Genomic DNA, 17,178 nt, shown 5'->3' on the forward strand with positions numbered 1-17,178 from the left:
ACCGTTACTCTGCAGGGGTGTGATGGAAAAAGAAGGTTGGTATGGAAAATCCCTCCGCCCCTGTAGTTGAAACGCGCCAGGGCGCACTAATTGGTTCTACTGAAGGCGATACCCATGTGTGGTGTGGCATTCCTTATGCGGCACCGCCGGTTGGCCCGTGGCGCTGGCGCTCCCCACGCCCCCCTGCACGATGGGATGGCGTGCGTCCGGCGACGGCGTTCTCCGCCTCCAGCTGGCAGAGCAGCGAAAGCTGTCAGGAGCTGGGCGGCGGCGATCCCGGCCAGTTCTCTGAAGACTGCCTGTACCTTAACGTCTGGTCGCCAGTCGCACGCGCCGATCCGCTTCCGGTGATGGTCTGGCTGCACGGCGGAGGATTTACCCTCGGCGCTGGCGGTCTGCCTCCGTATAACGGCAGGGCGCTGGCGAAGCGCGGCACGGTGGTGGTGACAATTAATTACCGTCTCGGCCACCTCGGCTTTTTTGCCCATCCGGCGCTGGAAGGGGAAGAAGAACGCGTGGTGCATAACTTTGCGCTGCTCGATCAGATCCAGGCCCTGGAATGGGTGCGCGATAACATTGCCGCGTTCGGCGGCGATCCTGAGAACATCACCGTATTTGGCGAGTCGGCCGGTGCGCGCAGCGTGCTGTCGCTGATGGCTTCTCCGCTTGCGGGAGGACTGTTCCATAAAGCCATTGTGCAAAGCGGGTACACGCTGCCCGACACCCCGCGCGAGCAGGCCATGCATAAAGGCGAAGCGATTGCTGCCCATTTTGGCCTGCAAAATGCCACCGCGGAACAGCTTCGCGCGATCCCGCCTGAGGCGTTCTGGCCGCTGACCTCGCCACTGAATATCGCCCCTGCGCCCATCGTGGGTGACTGCGTTTTGCCTGAGGCCATGCTCGATGTCTTTTTCGCTGCCCGTCAGCATTCAGTACCGGTGATGATTGGGTCAAACAGCGACGAAGCCAGCGTGATGTCGGTGTTCGGGGTCGATCTTGCCGGGCAGATCCAGAAGCTCCGTCGCGAGCGGCGCTTTGGCCTGGGGCTGATCAAGCTGCTTTATCCTGGCGTGAAGGGCGATGAGGAACTCGGCAGGCAGGTTTGCCGCGACATGGCCTTTACCACCATGGGATACGTGGTGATGCAGGCGCAGCAGCGGGCAGGCGGCCTGTGCTGGCGATACTGGTTTGATTATGTGGCCGAAGCGGAGCACGCGACGTATACCAACGGCGCCTGGCACGGTAACGAAGTGCCCTACGTGTTCGATACCCTTGGGCAGGTGGAACCCTCGCGGAAGTATGTAAACGAACGCGATCTGGCCTTCGCCGCTCAGGTGGCGGACTACTGGGTGAGCTTCGCCCGGGATGCGGGAGCACGCGATAGCCTGGTGGGGCCCACGCGCTGGCCCGCCTGCCGGAAAGGGCGGGACGTGTTGTTGCGCATCGGTGTGAATAAACATGCAGGTTTTCGGCTTGAAAACCGTTTTATGCGTGCCCGTATGAGCCTCTTCAAACGGGTAATGAAACACCACGTCAGCCTCGACTGAGCAGACAGGCACGAAACGCATCCAGCCCGTTCTCCGGGTCGGGTGCGTCGCGTAACACCAGCCGGTAGCTCGCCCCCGTCTTTATGCTCGTATCATAAGGCCGCATCAGCCGTCCGGCGCGCACGTCCTCCTCCACCAGCGTTTCATCCGCAATGGCGATGCCCAGCCCCTGAATGGCGGCGGTAATGGCCAGATCCATGGTTTCAAAGTGTTGATTTTTGAGCATAGCTGGCGCCGGACGCGGCTGTTTCGCCAGCCACAGCGTCCAGTCCGTTTTGTCCCGCGTGGGGTGAAGGAAGGTGAGTGTTTCCAGCGCAGAACCGGCCCGCAGCGGGCTCATCACCGGGGTTAAGGCCTCTTCGAACAGCAGATCGCCGGCGCTCATGTGCGTTCCAAACACAATCGCCGCGTCATAGGATTCGGTTTTGAAATTGACGTTATGATCGGTGGTAGTGGTCAGCGCAATCTGGAGTTCCGGCTGTTCGCGCTCGACCTGTAACAGACGCGGTACCAGCCAGCGCATCGCGCAGGTAGGCGCTTTCAGACGAATTACGGTCTGGTGCGTCCGCGCCTGTTCAGCAACGTTAAGCAGGTGCTCAAACGCAGATTGCAGTTCCGGCAGCAGGGCGCTTCCCTGTGAAGAAAGACGCAGGCCGCGAGCATGGCGTTCGAACAGCGGGAAGCCGAACCAGATTTCCAGCGAGGCAATTTTGCGGCTTACCGCCCCCTGCGTCAGACAAAGCTCCTTCGCGGCATGGGTAAGATTCAGGTGACGCGCGGTCACGATAAACGTCTCTACGGCATTAAGCGGAAATGAACGACGCGACATATCTCACCTTAGCTATGCGTTTTTGTCATGGCTATTATGACAACAATTCGATTGTCCCGGCAATCAAGTTATTGTTTGAATAGTTATGCATTCACCACGAGAAGGGACAGAGGATGACTTTGAAAACGCCGGTGCAGACCCGCTCCAAATTGCCCGATGTAGGAACCACCATTTTTACCGTTATCGGCCAGCTTTCAGCCCGGCATAACGCCATCAACCTTTCTCAGGGTGCGCCGAATTTTTCCTGCGACCCAAAACTTATCTCCGGCGTCACTCGCGCCATGGAGTCAGGGCATAACCAGTATGCCTCCATGACCGGGCTGCAACCGCTCAGAGAGCGCATCGCGGACAAAATTGCCACGCTCTATGGCACCCGCTATGACCCGGCGAGTGAGGTACTGGTGACCGCCAGCGCCAGCGAAGGGCTTTACTCAGCCATCAGCGGGCTGGTTCATCCTGGCGATGAGGTGATCTATTTCGAGCCCTCCTTTGACAGCTATGCGCCGATTGTCCGTCTGCAGGGGGCGACGCCGATCGCTATTAAGCTGACGGTACCGGATTTTGCCGTGAACTGGGATGAAGTACGCGCGGCTATTACCCCACGCACGCGGATGATCATCGTCAATACGCCGCACAACCCGAGCGGACAGGTGTTTTCAGCCGCCGATCTGCACCAGCTGGCAGCGCTGACGCGCCACACCGACATCATCATTTTGTCTGACGAAGTGTACGAGCACGTCGTTTTTGATGGCGAACCGCATCACGGGATGGCAACGCACCCGCAACTGGCGGAGCGCAGCGTGATTATTTCTTCTTTCGGAAAAACCTATCACGTCACCGGCTGGCGAGTGGGTTATTGTGTGGCGCCCGCGGAGCTGATGGATGAGATATGTAAGGTCCATCAATTTTTAATGTTCTCGGCCGATACGCCGATGCAGTACGCGTTTGCCGAACACATGACCGATCCGCAAACCTGGCTGTCGCTGGCGGCGTTTTATCAGCGCAAGCGCGATCTGCTGCAAAGTTTGCTCGCCGACTCACCGTTCAGGCTGCTTCCGAGTGCCGGTTCGTTCTTCCTGCTTGCGGATTACAGCGGCTTTAGCGACGAGCGCGACAGCGAGATGGTGAAAAGGCTGATTGTTGAGTACGGGGTTGCCACCATTCCGCTGTCAGCGTTTTATGCCGATGGCACGGACAATAAACTGATCCGTCTCTCTTTTGCGAAAGATGAGGCGACGTTACGGGCAGGTGCCCAGGCCCTTTGTCGGGTTACACCACGTTAAGGAATTTGAGATGAAATTACGCGCGTTAGTTGTCGGCATAGGACTGCTGTGTTCATTCTCGTCGTTTGCTGCTACCGAGTTGCGATACGGGCTGGAAGCGGAATATCCGCCGTTTGAAAGCCGCAATGCCTCAGGGGAGCTGGAAGGATTTGACGTAGAATTGGGAAATGCCATCTGTAAAGCCGCCGCGCTGAAGTGCAGCTGGGTAGAAACCTCGTTTGATGCGTTGATTCCCGGTCTGGTGGCGAAAAAGTTCGACGCCATAAACTCGGCGATGAACATCACCGAACAGCGTCGTAAGAGCATTGATTTTACCCAGCCCATCTACCGTATTCCCTCCCAGCTGGTGGGCAAAGCCGGTTCTGCGGTAGAGGCCACGCCGGAAGGGCTGAAGGGCAAAACCATCGGCGTTCTCCAGGGTTCAATTCAGGAAACCTACGCCAAAGAGCACTGGGAAAAGCACGGTGTCACCGTGGTGTCTTATAAAGATCAGAATATGGCCTGGGGAGATCTGCTGAATGGCCGCATCGATGCCTCGCTGGTCATGTCAGCGGCCGGGCAGGCAGGTTTCCTCAGCAAGCCGCAGGGTAAAGGGTTTGGCTTTATCGGCAAACCGGTGTCGGACGACACCATCCTCGGCAGTGGGATCGGCTTTGGGCTGCGTAAGGGGGATGAGGCCACCAAAAAGCAGCTTGATGCCGCAATTGATAAAGTACGTGCCGACGGCACGATCGCTAAACTGGCTGATAAGTACTTCCCGGGTATCGATGTCAGCGTAAAATAACCGCCTCGTTGGTCCCGGCTGTCGATGTCCAGCCGGGACATTTTTATACATAACTTTACCCCTTTTTCAGGCCGTTCTGGTCGACAGAAAATATTTCTCGGTTTGTTCAGATAATCACCCGCCAACAATTGGATTCTTAACCGTTTTTGTTTAGGCTGTGCGTTCTTTCTTGCCGTCATTTCGCTGCGCGCGAAACTCATTCACACGACCATAAGGACGTTTTCTCAGGCATGAATCGCAGACGTTTTCTCAAAGGTTCCCTGGCAATGGCTGCCCTGAGCGGCACTTCTGGCCTTGCTTCTCTGTTTTCCCAGGCGGCGTATGCTGCTGACTCCGACATTGCCGACGGTCAGAGCCGTCGCTTTGACTTCTCTGTTCTGCAATCCATGGCGCACGATCTGGCGAAAACCCCGTGGGGCGGTGCGCCGCGTCCGCTGCCGGAAACGCTGGCCACCATGACGCCGCAGGCGTACAACGCCATCCGTTACGATGAGAAACAGTCGCTGTGGAATAACATTGAAGGTCGCCAGCTGGACGCCCAGTTCTTCCATATGGGGATGGGATTCCGCCGCCGCGTGCGCATGTTCTCGCTGGATCAAAGCACCTCTCAGGCGCGTGAGATCCACTTCCGTCCAGAGCTGTTCAGCTACGGCGATACGGGCGTGGATACCAAACAGCTTGAAGGTCAGAGTGACCTCGGCTTCGCCGGATTCCGCGTCTTTAAAGCGCCGGAACTGGCGCGACGCGATATCGTTTCGTTCCTGGGCGCGAGTTACTTCCGCGCAGTGGATGATACCTACCAGTACGGCCTTTCCGCACGCGGGCTGGCGGTGGATACCTTTACTGACACCCCGGAAGAGTTCCCGGATTTCACCTCCTTCTGGTTTGAAACCGTTAAGCCGGGCGATACCACCTTTACCGTCTATGCGCTGCTGGACAGCCCGAGCATTACCGGTGCCTATAAGTTTGTGATCCACTGTGAGAAGAGCCAGGTGATCATGGACGTCGAAAACCATCTCTATGCGCGCAAAGACATCAAGCAGCTCGGCATCGCGCCGATGACCAGCATGTTCAGCTGCGGCAACAACGAACGCCGCATGTGCGACACCATTCATCCGCAGATCCACGATTCAGACCGCCTGGCAATGTGGCGCGGTAACGGAGAGTGGATCTGCCGACCGCTGAACAACCCGCAAAAGCTGCAATTTAACGCTTATCTGGATAAAAACCCGAAAGGCTTTGGTTTGTTGCAGCTTGACCGTGACTTCTCCCATTACCAGGACGTCATGGGCTGGTATAACAAGCGACCAAGCCTGTGGGTCGAGCCGCGCAACAACTGGGGTAAAGGATCCATCGCCCTGATGGAGATCCCGACAACCGGCGAGACGCTCGATAACGTGGTCTGCTTCTGGCAGCCGGAGAAACCGGTGCAGGCGGGTGATGAACTGGACTTCAAATACCGTCTCTACTGGAGCGCGCAGCCGCCGGTGCGTTCACCGCTGGCAAACGTCTACGCTACCCGTACCGGTATGGGCGGCTTCCCGGAGGGCTGGGCGCCGGGTGAAAATTACCCGAAAGTGTGGGCCCGTCGCTTTGCCATCGACTTCGTCGGGGGCGATTTGAAGGCCGCCGCACCGAAGGGCATTGAGCCGGTGATCACCCTGTCCAGCGGTGAAGCGAAGCAGGTGGAGATCCTCTACGTCGAGCCGTTCGACGGGTATCGCATTCTGTTTGACTGGTATCCAACCTCTGACTCCACCGAGCCGGTCGATATGCGTCTGTTCCTGCGCTGTCAGGGCGACGCCATCAGCGAGACCTGGCTGTACCAGTATTTCCCGCCCGCGCCGGACAAACGTAACTACGTTGACGATCGGATCATGCGTTAGTCCTTATGGGTTTGTGCCGGGTGGCGGCTTCGCCTTACCCGGCCTGATCCGGACGCATTTGTAGGCCGGGTAAGCGTTAGCGCCACCCGGCAATTAAGAGGCACTATGTCTTCAGAAATTATCCCCGTAACCCAGGAAATCGAGCTTCGCGCCGTCGAAGAGCGCTATACCACCGATCTGCATAACCTCGTTATTAAAAACAAAACCTGGCTGCAAACCGCCTTCGACTGGGCGCAGCATGTCGGCACTGAAGAGGACACGCGCCGTAACGTGCAGAGCAACCAGATGCTGCACCAGCGCGGCTACGCCAAAATGTTCCTGATTTTCATGAAGGACGAGCTGGTGGGCGTGCTTTCTTTTAACGCGATAGAGCCTGCGAATAAGGCCGGGTACATCGGCTACTGGCTTGACAAAGCGCATCAGGGACAGGGCATTCTCTCTCAGGCGCTACAGGCGTTTATGCGCTATTACGTTGAGCGCGGCGAGATCCGCCGCTTTGTGATCAAATGTCGCGTGGCTAACCATAACAGTAACCGCGTGGCGCAGCGCAACGGTTTTGCGCTGGAAGGTTGTTTGCGGGAAGCGGAAATGCTCAACGGCCGCTTCGATGACGTAAACCTGTACGCCAGGTTATTCCCGCTATAGCGCCCCCAGCAGCGGCGTCCGGGTGATCCGCGTGTCACCGTTGATCACTTTGGCTCCCCGGACGTGAATGCTTTCACCCTCCAGCGCCTCGATCGCCGCATCGTCTGTCATCTCCACCTGATGCTCAATCAGGACATCACCGCTGATACGCGCGCGCCCCTGAATAACGACCTTGTCATCAATCAGGATCGGCCCGCCGCGTAACCACGCCTCGCCACCAATCAATACGTGGTGTTTAATCACGCAGTTACCTTCGACGAGGGCGTTTTCCGCGACCTGTGAACTGTACCGCACGGTCGGGATGGCATCATCCTCTAAACCGGCCAGCAGGCGGGCGTTTCCGTACACCTTGGCGCAGTCGCACACCCAGACGTTATTAAGCGCGTTGCCCTCAAGAATGGCGCGGTCAAACACCTCCGCGCGGTGCTCAACAAAGGCCCAGGTCACCATGGCATCGCCGTAGATTTGCGCCTGATGCACAATACGCGACTGGCTGACCATGGCTCTGTCGTAAATCTGCAGGATCTGCTCACGGTCGGGTGTCAGCCCTTTGGCTGCAATCACCATGCTGTTATGCAGCACCCGCGCGTCACCCGCGATACGGCATTCCCCGCGTACGGTGGAGTGCTGGATAGTGACGTTGTCACTTATTGCCGCGCCATGACTCACCTCTGCCGCGTCAAGCCAGCTATTGCCGCCTACGAGTGCGCGGTGGCTTACGATGCAGGGTTGGGTGAGGCGGGCGTTGCCGGATATCCTGGCCCCGGCAAACACCACGCTGTTTTCATCATAAACCCAGCAATCCCCGTCCTGGGCGAGCGCGTGTTCATCCTCAACCCAACCACCTTTTGTCCCGCTGGTCACATCGTTAAAATCCTTTGCGGCAATAATCTGTCTGAGTAGGGTTGTGCACGGCGTTGATCCGTCCTGCCAGCGCCAGAGACGGGTTTCATTGCTAAGCCTGTATTTTGTCATCGTGTTTTCCCTGAAAAGCCATTCACTAAACGTAGCAAACTTTTGGCGTTTCGAAGTGCTGGCGTCTGCACGGTAAACCCCTTAAAATGGCATTTAAAATACATTTTAAAGTTTAAAAAAAATGCATAACCAAGACCAACGCGTTCTTAACTTGCCCGCCGGTTATTTCGGTATGGTTCTGGGTACCATAGGTATGGGGTTCGCCTGGCGTTATGCCGGTACTATCTGGCCGGTGACGCGCTGGCCGGGCGAGATCCTGGTGGCGCTGGCGGTGGCGATCTGGTTCCTGCTGAGCGTGGCGTTTCTTACCCGTGCGGTACGGTTTCCACATAGCGTGCTGGCCGAGATGCGGCATCCGGTAATGAGCAGTTTTGTCAGCCTGTTTCCAGCCACAACGATACTGGTGGCCATTGGCTTTGTGCCGTGGTGCCGACCAGTGTCGCTGGTGCTGTTTAGCGTAGGCGTGGTGATCCAGCTTGCGTATGCCGCCTGGCAAAGCGCCGGGCTGTGGCGCGGTAAGCATCCGGAAGAGGCCACGACGCCGGGACTGTATCTGCCGACGGTAGCGAACAATTTTATCAGCGCCATGGCCTGCGGTGCGCTGGGTTTCCACGATGCGGGGCTGGTGTTCCTTGGTGCCGGGGTCTTTTCCTGGCTGAGCCTCGAGCCGGTCATTCTGCAACGCCTGCGCAGCGCGGGCGAACTGCCCGCGGCGCTTCGTACTTCGCTCGGGATCCAGCTTGCGCCTGCCCTGGTGGCTTGTAGCGCCTGGTTTAGCGTCAACGGCGGCGAAGCGGACACCTTCGCCAAAATGCTTTTCGGCTATGGTCTGTTGCAACTCCTGTTTATGCTGCGTCTGATGCCGTGGTATCTGTCGCAGCCGTTCAACGTGTCGTTCTGGAGCTTCTCGTTCGGGGTGTCGGCGCTGGCGACCACCGGTTTACATCTGGGGCAGAGCAGTCCGTCAGGGTTCTTTCATGCCCTCGCGGTTCCCCTGTTTATTTTCACCAACATCATCATCGCGATGCTGCTGGTCCGTACTTTTATCTTGCTGATGCAGGGCAAACTTCTGGTGCGCGCTGATAAGGCACTGCTAATGCAATCTGAGGAAAAATAATGACTGTCGATGAAAACTACTTTACTGAGAAATATGGGCTGACCCGCACGCACTCAGAGGTCCTGCTCAGCGCGGACATTGTTAAGCCGGGAAAAACGCTCGATCTCGGTTGCGGAAATGGCCGTAACAGCCTCTACCTCGCTGCAAACGGCTATGACGTGACGGCGTGGGATAAAAACCCGATGAGCATCGATAACATCGAGCGCATTAAGGCGGCGGAAGGGATCGCGAATCTGCAAACGGCGATAAAGGACCTGAACAACCTGACCTTTGACGGCGAATACGACTTTATTCTTTCCACCGTCGTGTTGATGTTTCTCGAAGCGAAAACCATCCCTGGTCTTATCGCCAATATGCAGCGTTGCACTAAACCAGGCGGCTATAACCTGATCGTTGCCGCCATGGATACGGAGGACTATCCGTGTACCGTCGGTTTCCCGTTTGCCTTCAAGACCGGTGAACTGAGCCACTACTACGAAGGCTGGGAGCTGATCAAGTACAACGAAGAGGTGGGGGAACTCCACCGTACCGATGCCAACGGCAACCGTATCAAGCTGCGCTTCGCCACCATGATCGCACGCAAGCCCGCTTAACGCGCGGCCAGCAGACAGAGTTGCAGGGCCGTGCGACAGGAGGCCTCGAACGACGACAGCGGTAAAAACTCAAACTTCGAGTGGAAGTTATGGGCGCCGGTGAAGAAGTTCGGGGTGAGCAAGCCTTTGGCTGACAGGGCCGCCCCGTCCGTGCCACCGCGCATGGGGATCGGTTTTGGGGTGATACCGAGCGATTCCATCGCCTCGAACATCAGGTCGATCGCGCGGCGGTCTTCGCCAATCGCATTGCTGATATTGCTGTAGGTATCTTCAATGCGATACTCCACGTTTGCCGTGGGATGCTGCGTAGCAATCCGCGCTGCCACATCGGCAATTTGCTGCTTGCGGGCGGCAAAACCCTCTTTGTCAAAATCACGAATGTTGGCTTTCAGCACCGCTTCGTTTTGCCCGGCCTGGATGCCGTTAAACCAGATATAACCTTCGCGCCCCTCGGTGCATTCCGGGGTTTGCTGGCGATCGAAATGGCTGATGAAATCCGTTGCCATCAGCAGCGGGTTGACCAGCACCCCTTTGGCGGACATCGGGTGCGCCGTGACGCCGGTAAAGCGAATTTCAGCCGCCGCCGCGTTAAAGTTCTCGTAAACAATTTCCCCCAGCTCGCAGCAGTCGATGGTCCAGGCAAAATCGACGTCGAAGCGCTTCAAATCCAGCGCTTTCGCGCCACAGAGACCAATCTCTTCATCGGGCACAAACGCCACCACAATATCGCCATGCTTATGTTCAGCGGTGAGGTTTTCCAGCACCGTCATGACCACGGTGACGGCCGCTTTATTATCTGCGCCTAATACGCTGGTTCCGTCGCTGAAAATAATCTCCTCATCAGGATAAGCCAGAATTTCCGGGTGCTCATTTACGCGCAACCAAATATCTTTTTCTTTATTCAGGCAGAGATCATCTCCCGTAAAGGTTAATATTTGTGGATGAATATCCGGGGATAAACCGACGTCAACGGTATCGATATGGGTAATAAAACCAATCCGCGGCGCGCCGGGAATATTGCCTTTTTTCACGGCGGTAACGGTGGCGAACTCATCAATCACAATATCGTCTAACCCCAGCGTTTCCAGCTCCTTCGCCAGCTCCCGCGCCATGTCGTGCTGGCCCGGGGTGGAGGGCAGGGTTTTGACTTTCGGGTCGCTCTGGCTGGTGATGGCGAGATAGCGGAAAAAGCGTTGGGTTAATTGTCTGGAGAGTTCTGAGCCCATAGTGTTTCCTTCTGTATTTATTTTTCATGTGTTTGCGTCATCACTTTAATGTTATTTATGAAATGGCAAAAGAAGTAATTAGCCGTCGAATTAAAAAGACAGGAATAAATGATGAAAAGCACATTCACAATGATAACGCTGGCGCTTGCTGCGCTGACGGTCAGTTCCACCGTCGCGGCAAAAACGCTGGTGTATTGCTCCGAAGGATCGCCGGAAAATTTCAATCCTCAGCTCTATACGTCGGGGACCAGCGTGGACGCCAGCGCCGTACCGGTTTATAACCGTCTGGTCGATTTCAAACCGGGCACTACCGAACTGGTGCCGAGCCTGGCGGAAAGCTGGGAGGTGAGCGAGGATGGTAAGGTCTACACCTTCCACCTGCGCAAAGGGGTGAAATTCCACAGTAATAAACAGTTCACGCCGACGCGCGACTTCAACGCGGATGACGTGATTTTCTCGTTTATGCGCCAGAAGGATGTGAATCATCCCTACCATAACGTCTCCAACGGCAGTTATTCCAACTTCGAAAGTCTGGAGTTCGGCAGCCTGATTACCGCCATTGATAAGGTTGACGATCGCACCGTACGCTTCACCCTGGCGCACCCGGAAGCGCCGTTTGTTGCCGATCTGGCGTGGTATTTTGCCTCCATCCTGTCGGCGGAGTATGCCGATGCCATGCTGAAAGCGGGCACGCCTGAAAAGGTTGATATGCAGCCGATTGGCACCGGGCCGTTTAAACTGGCGCAATATCAGAAGGATTCCCGCATCCTCTTTACCGCCTTCCCGGACTACTGGCAGGGAAAATCGAAGCTGGATCGACTGGTGTTCACCATCACGCCCGACGCCTCGGTGCGTTTTGCCAAAGTCGAGAAGAATGAGTGCCAGGTGATGCCGTTCCCAAACCCGGCGGATCTGCCGCGTATGAAGGCTAACAAAGACATCAACCTGATGAGCAAGGCCGGTCTGAATACCGGTTTCCTGGCATTTAACACGCAAAAGCCGCCGCTGGATAACGTAAAAGTGCGCCAGGCGCTGGCGATGGCGATTAACAAACCGGCCATCATTGAGGCGGTCTTCCACGGCACCGGCACGGCGGCGAAAAACCTGCTGCCGCCTGGCGTCTGGAGTGCCGACAGCGAGCTGAAAGACTACGATTACGATCCAGAAAAAGCGAAAACGCTGTTAAAGGAGGCGGGATTTGCCAACGGCGTAAGCATCGATCTGTGGGCTATGCCCGTGCAGCGGCCGTATAACCCGAACGCGAAGCGTATGGCTGAAATGATCCAGGCGGACTGGGCGAAAGTAGGCGTGCAGACCAAAATCGTGACCTACGAATGGGGCGAATATCTGAAGCGCGTGAAGGGCGGGGAGCATCAGGCTGCGCTGATGGGCTGGACAACGGCGACGGGCGATCCGGATAACTTCTTCGGACCACTGTTTACCTGTACGTCCGCCAACGGCGGGTCGAACTCGGCCAAATGGTGCTATAAGCCGTTTGATAACCTGATTGCCGAAGCAAAATCGATAACCGATCGCGAAAAACGCGTGGCGCTGTACAAGCAGGCGCAGCAGATGATGCACGATCAAATGCCGGCGGTTATGATTGCCCACTCGACCATTTTTGAGCCAGTCAGAAAAGAGGTCACGGGCTATGAAATCGATCCCTTCGGCAAACATCTGTTCTGGCAGGTAGATATAAAACAGTAATATTTTTCTGCCCGGATCCCGTCCGGGCACTATTTTTACAATTTGTGCCTTCCCCGTCATTTTTTGCCACAACATTTCCCTCTGTTTTTTGTTATAACTTCAAGTGCATACTTGCAGATAACTCGGAACTCCATCATGCGTACTTCCACTTTTTTTAAAGTTGCAGTGCTTTCTGGCCTGTTGGCCCTTTCTGGCTGTGCGTCAAAAGTCGCAGCCCCCGATCAATATTCAGGCTTTTTAAAAGATTACTCTGACTTGCAGGAGATGACATCAGCAACCGGGAAACCAACCTTGCGTTGGGTCGATCCTTCCTATGATCCGGCGAACTACGACAGTATTATCTGGACCCCGATAACCTATTATCCGACACCAAAGCCAACCACACAGCTTGGGCAAAAAACGCTTGATGAATTGTTGAGTTACACCAATAACACATTAAAAAACGCGATTGGCCAGCGTAAGCCAATTGTGACGACGCCGGGCAAACACAGCCTGATCTTCCGCGGCGCCATCACGGGTGTGAGCTCAGAGAAAGAAGGTTTGCAGTTCTATGAAGTGGTGCCCGTCGCGCTGCTGGTTGCGGGTACGCAGATGGCAACTGGCCATCGCACCATGGATACGCATCTTTTCTTTGAAGGTGAGCTGATTGATGCCGCCACGAACAAACCGGTAGTTAAAGTTGTTCGTAAAGGTGAAGGTAAAGAGCTTGCCAACGAGAACACGCCGTTGGGATTCGCCACACTGAAACAGGTTGTGGATGATATGGCGACCGATGCCACCATGTTTGATGTCCATCAGACAGCAAAATAATAAAAAACGGCCTGCATTTACGCAGGCCGTTATTTTATGCCGTCAGCAGGCGGCGGAACCAGGTTTCCGGTTTCGTAAACATCACCATATTTCCCCCCAATATCAACAGCAGGCCGACGATCCCGTTGATATGCCACACGTAACCCTCGTACACCGTTGAAATCGACAGCGCCACCAGCGGGAACAGCAGGGTGCTGTACGCGGCTTTACCGGGACCAATACGGCCTACCAGCGTAAAGTAGGCGCCGAAGGCAATCACCGAGCCAAACAGCGCAAGGTAGAGCAGCGCCCCTATATAGCTCACCGTCAATTCCGGCATAAAGCTATCGCCCCTGAAAAGAGCGATAAGGCCCATCACGACGGTGCCATACAGCATCGCCCAGGCGTTGGTGGTCATGGTTTCCAGCCCGTTTCGCTGATGACGCATGCTGATCATATTCCCCAGCGAGAAGCCGTAGGTGCCGAGGGCGGAAAGCCCGATGCCCGTAAGCAATGACGCGCTCCAGCCGCTGGCGAGCAGATCGTTCCAGAACAGGGTAATGATCCCGATAAGCCCCAGCGCTGCCGCCGTCCAGAAGCGTGCGGGGGGACGCTGGCCGAAGAAGATAAAGCTGTTGATGGCGTTATACAGCACGGCCATCGAGAAAATCACCGACTCAAGGCCGGTATTGATATGGGCGGCGGCGGTATAAAAGCACCAGAAGTTGAAACAGAAAACGCAGCAACCTTGAAGCATGCAATAGAGATGATCCCGCAGCGCCAGCCTGCGCAGGCGACGAAGGGCGACCAGGACGATCATCATCGTGGCGCTGGCCACGGCGAAGCGCCAGAAAATGGAGACCGGCGCTGCAACCGGCCCCTGTTGTAAAAAAATGGCGATCCAGGTCGTGCCCCAGATAACAACAACCAGCCCATAGAGTAATGCGTTCATGGTGTCTCTCTTCTCATACCGCGAAAAACAACAGTGTGGCGAAAGAAGGGGGCCCCGGCTTTCATCGCCTTGCGCCGGACTTGCAAATTCTTGCGCTTTTTTCTCGCACAATGGCTGGTAACAGGCTGCAACACTTCTTAGACTGACAGTCTGATTAATCACCTGTTTACGGCCATGTCTCTCGTTTACGACACCTTTGAAACGTTACGCCAAAAAAATGCAGTGCTGCGGGAAACCGTCGCGCTCAATACTGGCATTCAACTGGCGGCGTGGTACAACAAGCACGACACGATCACCGTGAAAAGCAACCATCACACCCTTAGCCTGTACGTGGCGGATGGCTATGAAAGCTATCAAAAAACGCCGGGTGGCTGGAAAAATGGCGGTGGGCCGGACCGTTTTTGTCTGATGCCGGAAGAGAGCGAATCCACATGGGATATTCGTGATGACCTGTCGTTCGTGCACCTCTACTGCACCGATGAACACCTGCGGGACGTGGGGGAGAAAATCTGGGATAAACGACCGCTATCGCTGACGCTGGAGGAAAAAATCTTCGGCAGCGATCCGAAAATCACCGCCCTTTATCGCCAGTTTTTGCTCGGCTGCGACTGGCAGCAAAACGCCAATCAGCTCACCCTGAGCACTGCGTCGACCTTATTACTGACGCATTTGGTCCAGCACTATTCCAGCGTCCAGTGGAAGTTACCGGTGGTCACCGGCGGGCTATCGCCGTTTGTGCTGCGCAACGTGCTGGCCTTTATCGAGGAAAATCTGGCGCAACCCTTAACGCTGGCGGAACTGGCGGGCCAGGCCGCACTCAGTGAGTATCACTTTGCGCGGATGTTCCGCCAGTCGATGGGGCTGGCGCCGCATCAGTACGTCATGCAGCGCCGCATGGAGAAGGCCAAAGCGCTGATTCAGCACACGACCACGCCGCTCACCGACATCGCGCTGGCCTGCGGATTTAACTCCGCCAGCCATTTCAGTAACCGTTTTCGCAGCATGACCGGCATCACGCCGTCACAGCTACGCGGGGCGAAGGCGTGAGAAGACAGCGTAACAGATCCCACCCAGCACCAGCCCCCAGAAAGCGGAGCCAATTCCCAGGAGCGTGACGCCGCTGGCGGTCATCAGGAAAGTGACGATCGCCGCATCGCGCTCTGCTTCATGATTCAGTGCCTGATACAAACTCCCGCTGATAGTGCCGAGCAGGGCCAGCCCGGCCAGCGTCTGGATGCCGCTCAGCGGCAGGGCGGCCATCAGCCCCGAAATCGACCCGCCGAACACCCCCGCCAGCAGATAAAACCCACCTGCGGCCGCCGCAGCCAGCCAGCGTTTACTGGCATCCGGGTGGGCGTCCGGACTCTGGCAGATGGCGGCGGTGATGGCGGCGATACAGATGGAATAGACGCCGAAGGGGGACAACAGAAGCGCCAGCCCGCCGGTGGCAACGATCAGCGGTGAGACCGCCAGCGGATAGCCCGATGCCTGCATGGTGGCGAAGCCGGGCGCATTCTGCGACGCCATGGTCACCAGGAAGAAGGGTAAGCCGATGCTGATCAGGCTGGTGAAGGTGAACGCAGGGGCAATGAATTCCGGCATGATCACCGATAACGTCATTTTATTCGTGACAACGTCACCTCCAGCCCAGGCCACGAACACCCCCACCAGCAGCGTGGCGACAATGGCGTACCGGGGCGCTACGGCTTTAGCCACCAGCCAGGCGGCCAGCATACTGCCGCAAAGAAGCACGTGTCCCTCAAGATTGCTGAATGCCTTCAGGCCAAACTGTAACAGCACGCCTGCCAGCATAGCGGCGGCAAGCGAGTGCGGGATCAGTTTCATCAACCGGGCAAACAGGCCAGTGACGCCGCACAGCAGAATCAGCGCATTCGCAAATATAAATACCCCTATGGTTTCCGCCAGCGTCACGCCTTGCAGGCTGGTGGCGAGCAGCGCCGCGCCAGGAGTCGACCAGGCGGTCAGCACCGGGGCTTTATACCACCACGACAATGCAAGCGTGCTGATCCCCATCCCGAGCCCCAGCGCGGTCATCCATCCGGCGATTTGCTGTGTACTGGCGCCCGCCGCCGCAGCCGCCTGCCAGATAATGGCGGCAGAGCTGGCGTAGCCCACCAGAACGGCAACAAAACCGGCCAGCACGGCAGGAAAGAGAGAGGCAGTCGATCGCATGTGAACTCCTTTGTGCGTTATAACGTCCGGGATAAGGTATCACTGTGCGCTATAGCGTACAAGTGGTATGCTTTGCCCCAACAGGAGGAACTATGGATATCACTCAACATCTGGCAACCACACTGAAAGCGCTGCGTCAGGCGCGGGGCTGGAGCCTGTCGAAACTGGCGGAAGAGACGGGCGTGTCGAAAGCGATGCTTGGGCAAATCGAACGCAATGAGTCCAGCCCGACGGTCTCAACCTTGTGGAAAATTGCCACCGGGCTGAACGTACCTTTTTCGGCGTTTATCACTCCAGAGAGCGAACCGAAGGCGGTGTTCGATCCGCAGCAGCAGGCGATGGTGGTGAAACCGCTTTTCCCCTGGGATGAACAGCTTAAGTTCGACCATTTCTCCATCACCCTGTCGCCCGGCGCGCTGAGTGAGTCCACGCCGCACGAAGCCGGGGTGATTGAACACGTGGTGGTGATAAGCGGTGAGCTGGATATGCATATCGACGGTGTCTGGCGCACTCTATACGCTGATTCAGGCGTGCGTTTTGCCGGCGATAAACCGCACGCGTACCGCAACAGCAGCACCCGGACGGTGCATTTTCACTCTCTGATCCATTATCCCCGCTAAAGCGTCGCAAAACGGTTTCACTGGCACAGACT

The 17,178-nt window shown here is 56.5% G+C and carries 16 protein-coding genes; 11 read left to right on the plus strand and 5 right to left on the minus strand.

What is annotated here, in order from left to right:
• Nucleotides 1-41: 41 nt before the first annotated feature.
• A complete protein-coding gene (locus ACQG03_RS10745) occupies nt 42-1,547 on the plus strand; it encodes a carboxylesterase/lipase family protein (protein ID WP_063163075.1) in 1,506 nt (501 codons plus the stop codon).
• On the opposite strand, the gene ACQG03_RS10750 is transcribed toward ACQG03_RS10745, so the two are convergent.
• Entirely contained in the window at nt 1,534-2,376 is an 843-nt protein-coding gene (locus ACQG03_RS10750) for a LysR family transcriptional regulator (protein ID WP_063163074.1), read from the minus strand. The two genes, ACQG03_RS10745 and ACQG03_RS10750, sit on opposite strands and share 14 nt — an antisense overlap.
• Nucleotides 2,377-2,489: 113 nt before the next feature.
• Between ACQG03_RS10750 and ACQG03_RS10755 the strand changes: the two genes are divergently transcribed.
• The 4 genes from ACQG03_RS10755 (at nt 2,490) to rimL (ending at nt 6,974) form a co-directional block, all read left to right on the plus strand.
• Nucleotides 2,490-3,659, plus strand: a complete 1,170-nt coding sequence (locus ACQG03_RS10755) for a pyridoxal phosphate-dependent aminotransferase (protein ID WP_023306171.1) — start codon at nt 2,490-2,492, stop codon at nt 3,657-3,659.
• A 10-nt stretch (nt 3,660-3,669) separates the two neighbouring features.
• A complete protein-coding gene (locus tag ACQG03_RS10760) occupies nt 3,670-4,443 on the plus strand; it encodes an ABC transporter substrate-binding protein (protein WP_038416033.1) in 774 nt (257 codons plus the stop codon).
• 230 nt (nt 4,444-4,673) lie between these two features.
• On the plus strand, nt 4,674-6,329 hold the full coding sequence (locus tag ACQG03_RS10765) for a glucan biosynthesis protein D (protein ID WP_032622222.1): 1,656 nt from the start codon (nt 4,674-4,676) through the stop codon (nt 6,327-6,329).
• Between the two features lie 105 nt (nt 6,330-6,434).
• Complete coding sequence (rimL, locus tag ACQG03_RS10770; RefSeq protein WP_022648080.1) at nt 6,435-6,974, plus strand: 50S ribosomal protein L7/L12-serine acetyltransferase; 540 nt, start codon at nt 6,435-6,437, stop codon at nt 6,972-6,974.
• On the opposite strand, the gene ydcK is transcribed toward rimL, so the two are convergent.
• Entirely contained in the window at nt 6,969-7,949 is a 981-nt protein-coding gene (gene ydcK, locus ACQG03_RS10775) for a YdcK family protein (RefSeq protein WP_063163073.1), read from the minus strand. The two genes, rimL and ydcK, sit on opposite strands and share 6 nt — an antisense overlap.
• 121 nt (nt 7,950-8,070) lie before the next feature.
• Here ydcK and tehA point away from each other — a divergent pair, with 121 nt between their 5' ends.
• Together tehA and tehB are read left to right on the plus strand one after the other, a co-directional pair.
• Nucleotides 8,071-9,066: a dicarboxylate transporter/tellurite-resistance protein TehA gene (gene tehA / locus ACQG03_RS10780; protein ID WP_063163072.1), complete on the plus strand. Its 996-nt coding sequence runs from the start codon at nt 8,071-8,073 to the stop codon at nt 9,064-9,066.
• On the plus strand, nt 9,066-9,659 hold the full coding sequence (gene tehB, locus ACQG03_RS10785; protein WP_063163071.1) for a tellurite resistance methyltransferase TehB: 594 nt from the start codon (nt 9,066-9,068) through the stop codon (nt 9,657-9,659). Before tehA ends, tehB begins: the two co-directional genes overlap by 1 nt.
• On the opposite strand, the gene pepT is transcribed toward tehB, so the two are convergent.
• On the minus strand, nt 9,656-10,885 hold the full coding sequence (gene pepT / locus ACQG03_RS10790; protein WP_063163070.1) for a peptidase T: 1,230 nt from the start codon (nt 10,883-10,885) through the stop codon (nt 9,656-9,658). The genes tehB and pepT overlap by 4 nt on opposite strands.
• 111 nt (nt 10,886-10,996) lie before the next feature.
• Here pepT and ACQG03_RS10795 point away from each other — a divergent pair, with 111 nt between their 5' ends.
• Nucleotides 10,997-12,592, plus strand: coding sequence for an ABC transporter substrate-binding protein (locus ACQG03_RS10795; protein WP_063163069.1), 1,596 nt, complete (start codon nt 10,997-10,999; stop codon nt 12,590-12,592).
• 135 nt (nt 12,593-12,727) lie between these two features.
• Nucleotides 12,728-13,402, plus strand: a complete 675-nt coding sequence (locus ACQG03_RS10800) for a DUF3313 domain-containing protein (RefSeq protein WP_022648086.1) — start codon at nt 12,728-12,730, stop codon at nt 13,400-13,402.
• Nucleotides 13,403-13,436: 34 nt separating this feature from the next.
• On the opposite strand, the gene ACQG03_RS10805 is transcribed toward ACQG03_RS10800, so the two are convergent.
• Nucleotides 13,437-14,333 carry a DMT family transporter gene (locus ACQG03_RS10805; RefSeq protein ID WP_063163068.1) on the minus strand — a complete coding sequence of 299 codons (897 nt, stop codon included), beginning with the start codon at nt 14,331-14,333 and terminating at the stop codon, nt 13,437-13,439.
• 174 nt (nt 14,334-14,507) lie between these two features.
• On the opposite strand from ACQG03_RS10805, the gene ACQG03_RS10810 reads away from it, so the two are divergent.
• On the plus strand, nt 14,508-15,380 hold the full coding sequence (locus tag ACQG03_RS10810; RefSeq protein WP_063163067.1) for a helix-turn-helix domain-containing protein: 873 nt from the start codon (nt 14,508-14,510) through the stop codon (nt 15,378-15,380).
• Here ACQG03_RS10810 and ACQG03_RS10815 read toward each other — a convergent pair.
• Entirely contained in the window at nt 15,360-16,526 is a 1,167-nt protein-coding gene (locus ACQG03_RS10815) for a benzoate/H(+) symporter BenE family transporter (RefSeq protein WP_063163066.1), read from the minus strand. The two genes, ACQG03_RS10810 and ACQG03_RS10815, sit on opposite strands and share 21 nt — an antisense overlap.
• 92 nt (nt 16,527-16,618) lie before the next feature.
• Between ACQG03_RS10815 and ACQG03_RS10820 the strand changes: the two genes are divergently transcribed.
• Nucleotides 16,619-17,146 (plus strand): helix-turn-helix domain-containing protein, encoded by a 528-nt coding sequence (locus ACQG03_RS10820; protein WP_063163065.1) that lies wholly within the window; start codon nt 16,619-16,621, stop codon nt 17,144-17,146.
• Nucleotides 17,147-17,178: the final 32 nt, after the last annotated feature.

This window comes from Enterobacter cloacae complex sp. 342H5 (genome assembly GCF_050030905.1).
Classification (GTDB): Bacteria; Pseudomonadota; Gammaproteobacteria; order Enterobacterales; family Enterobacteriaceae; genus Enterobacter; species Enterobacter intestinihominis.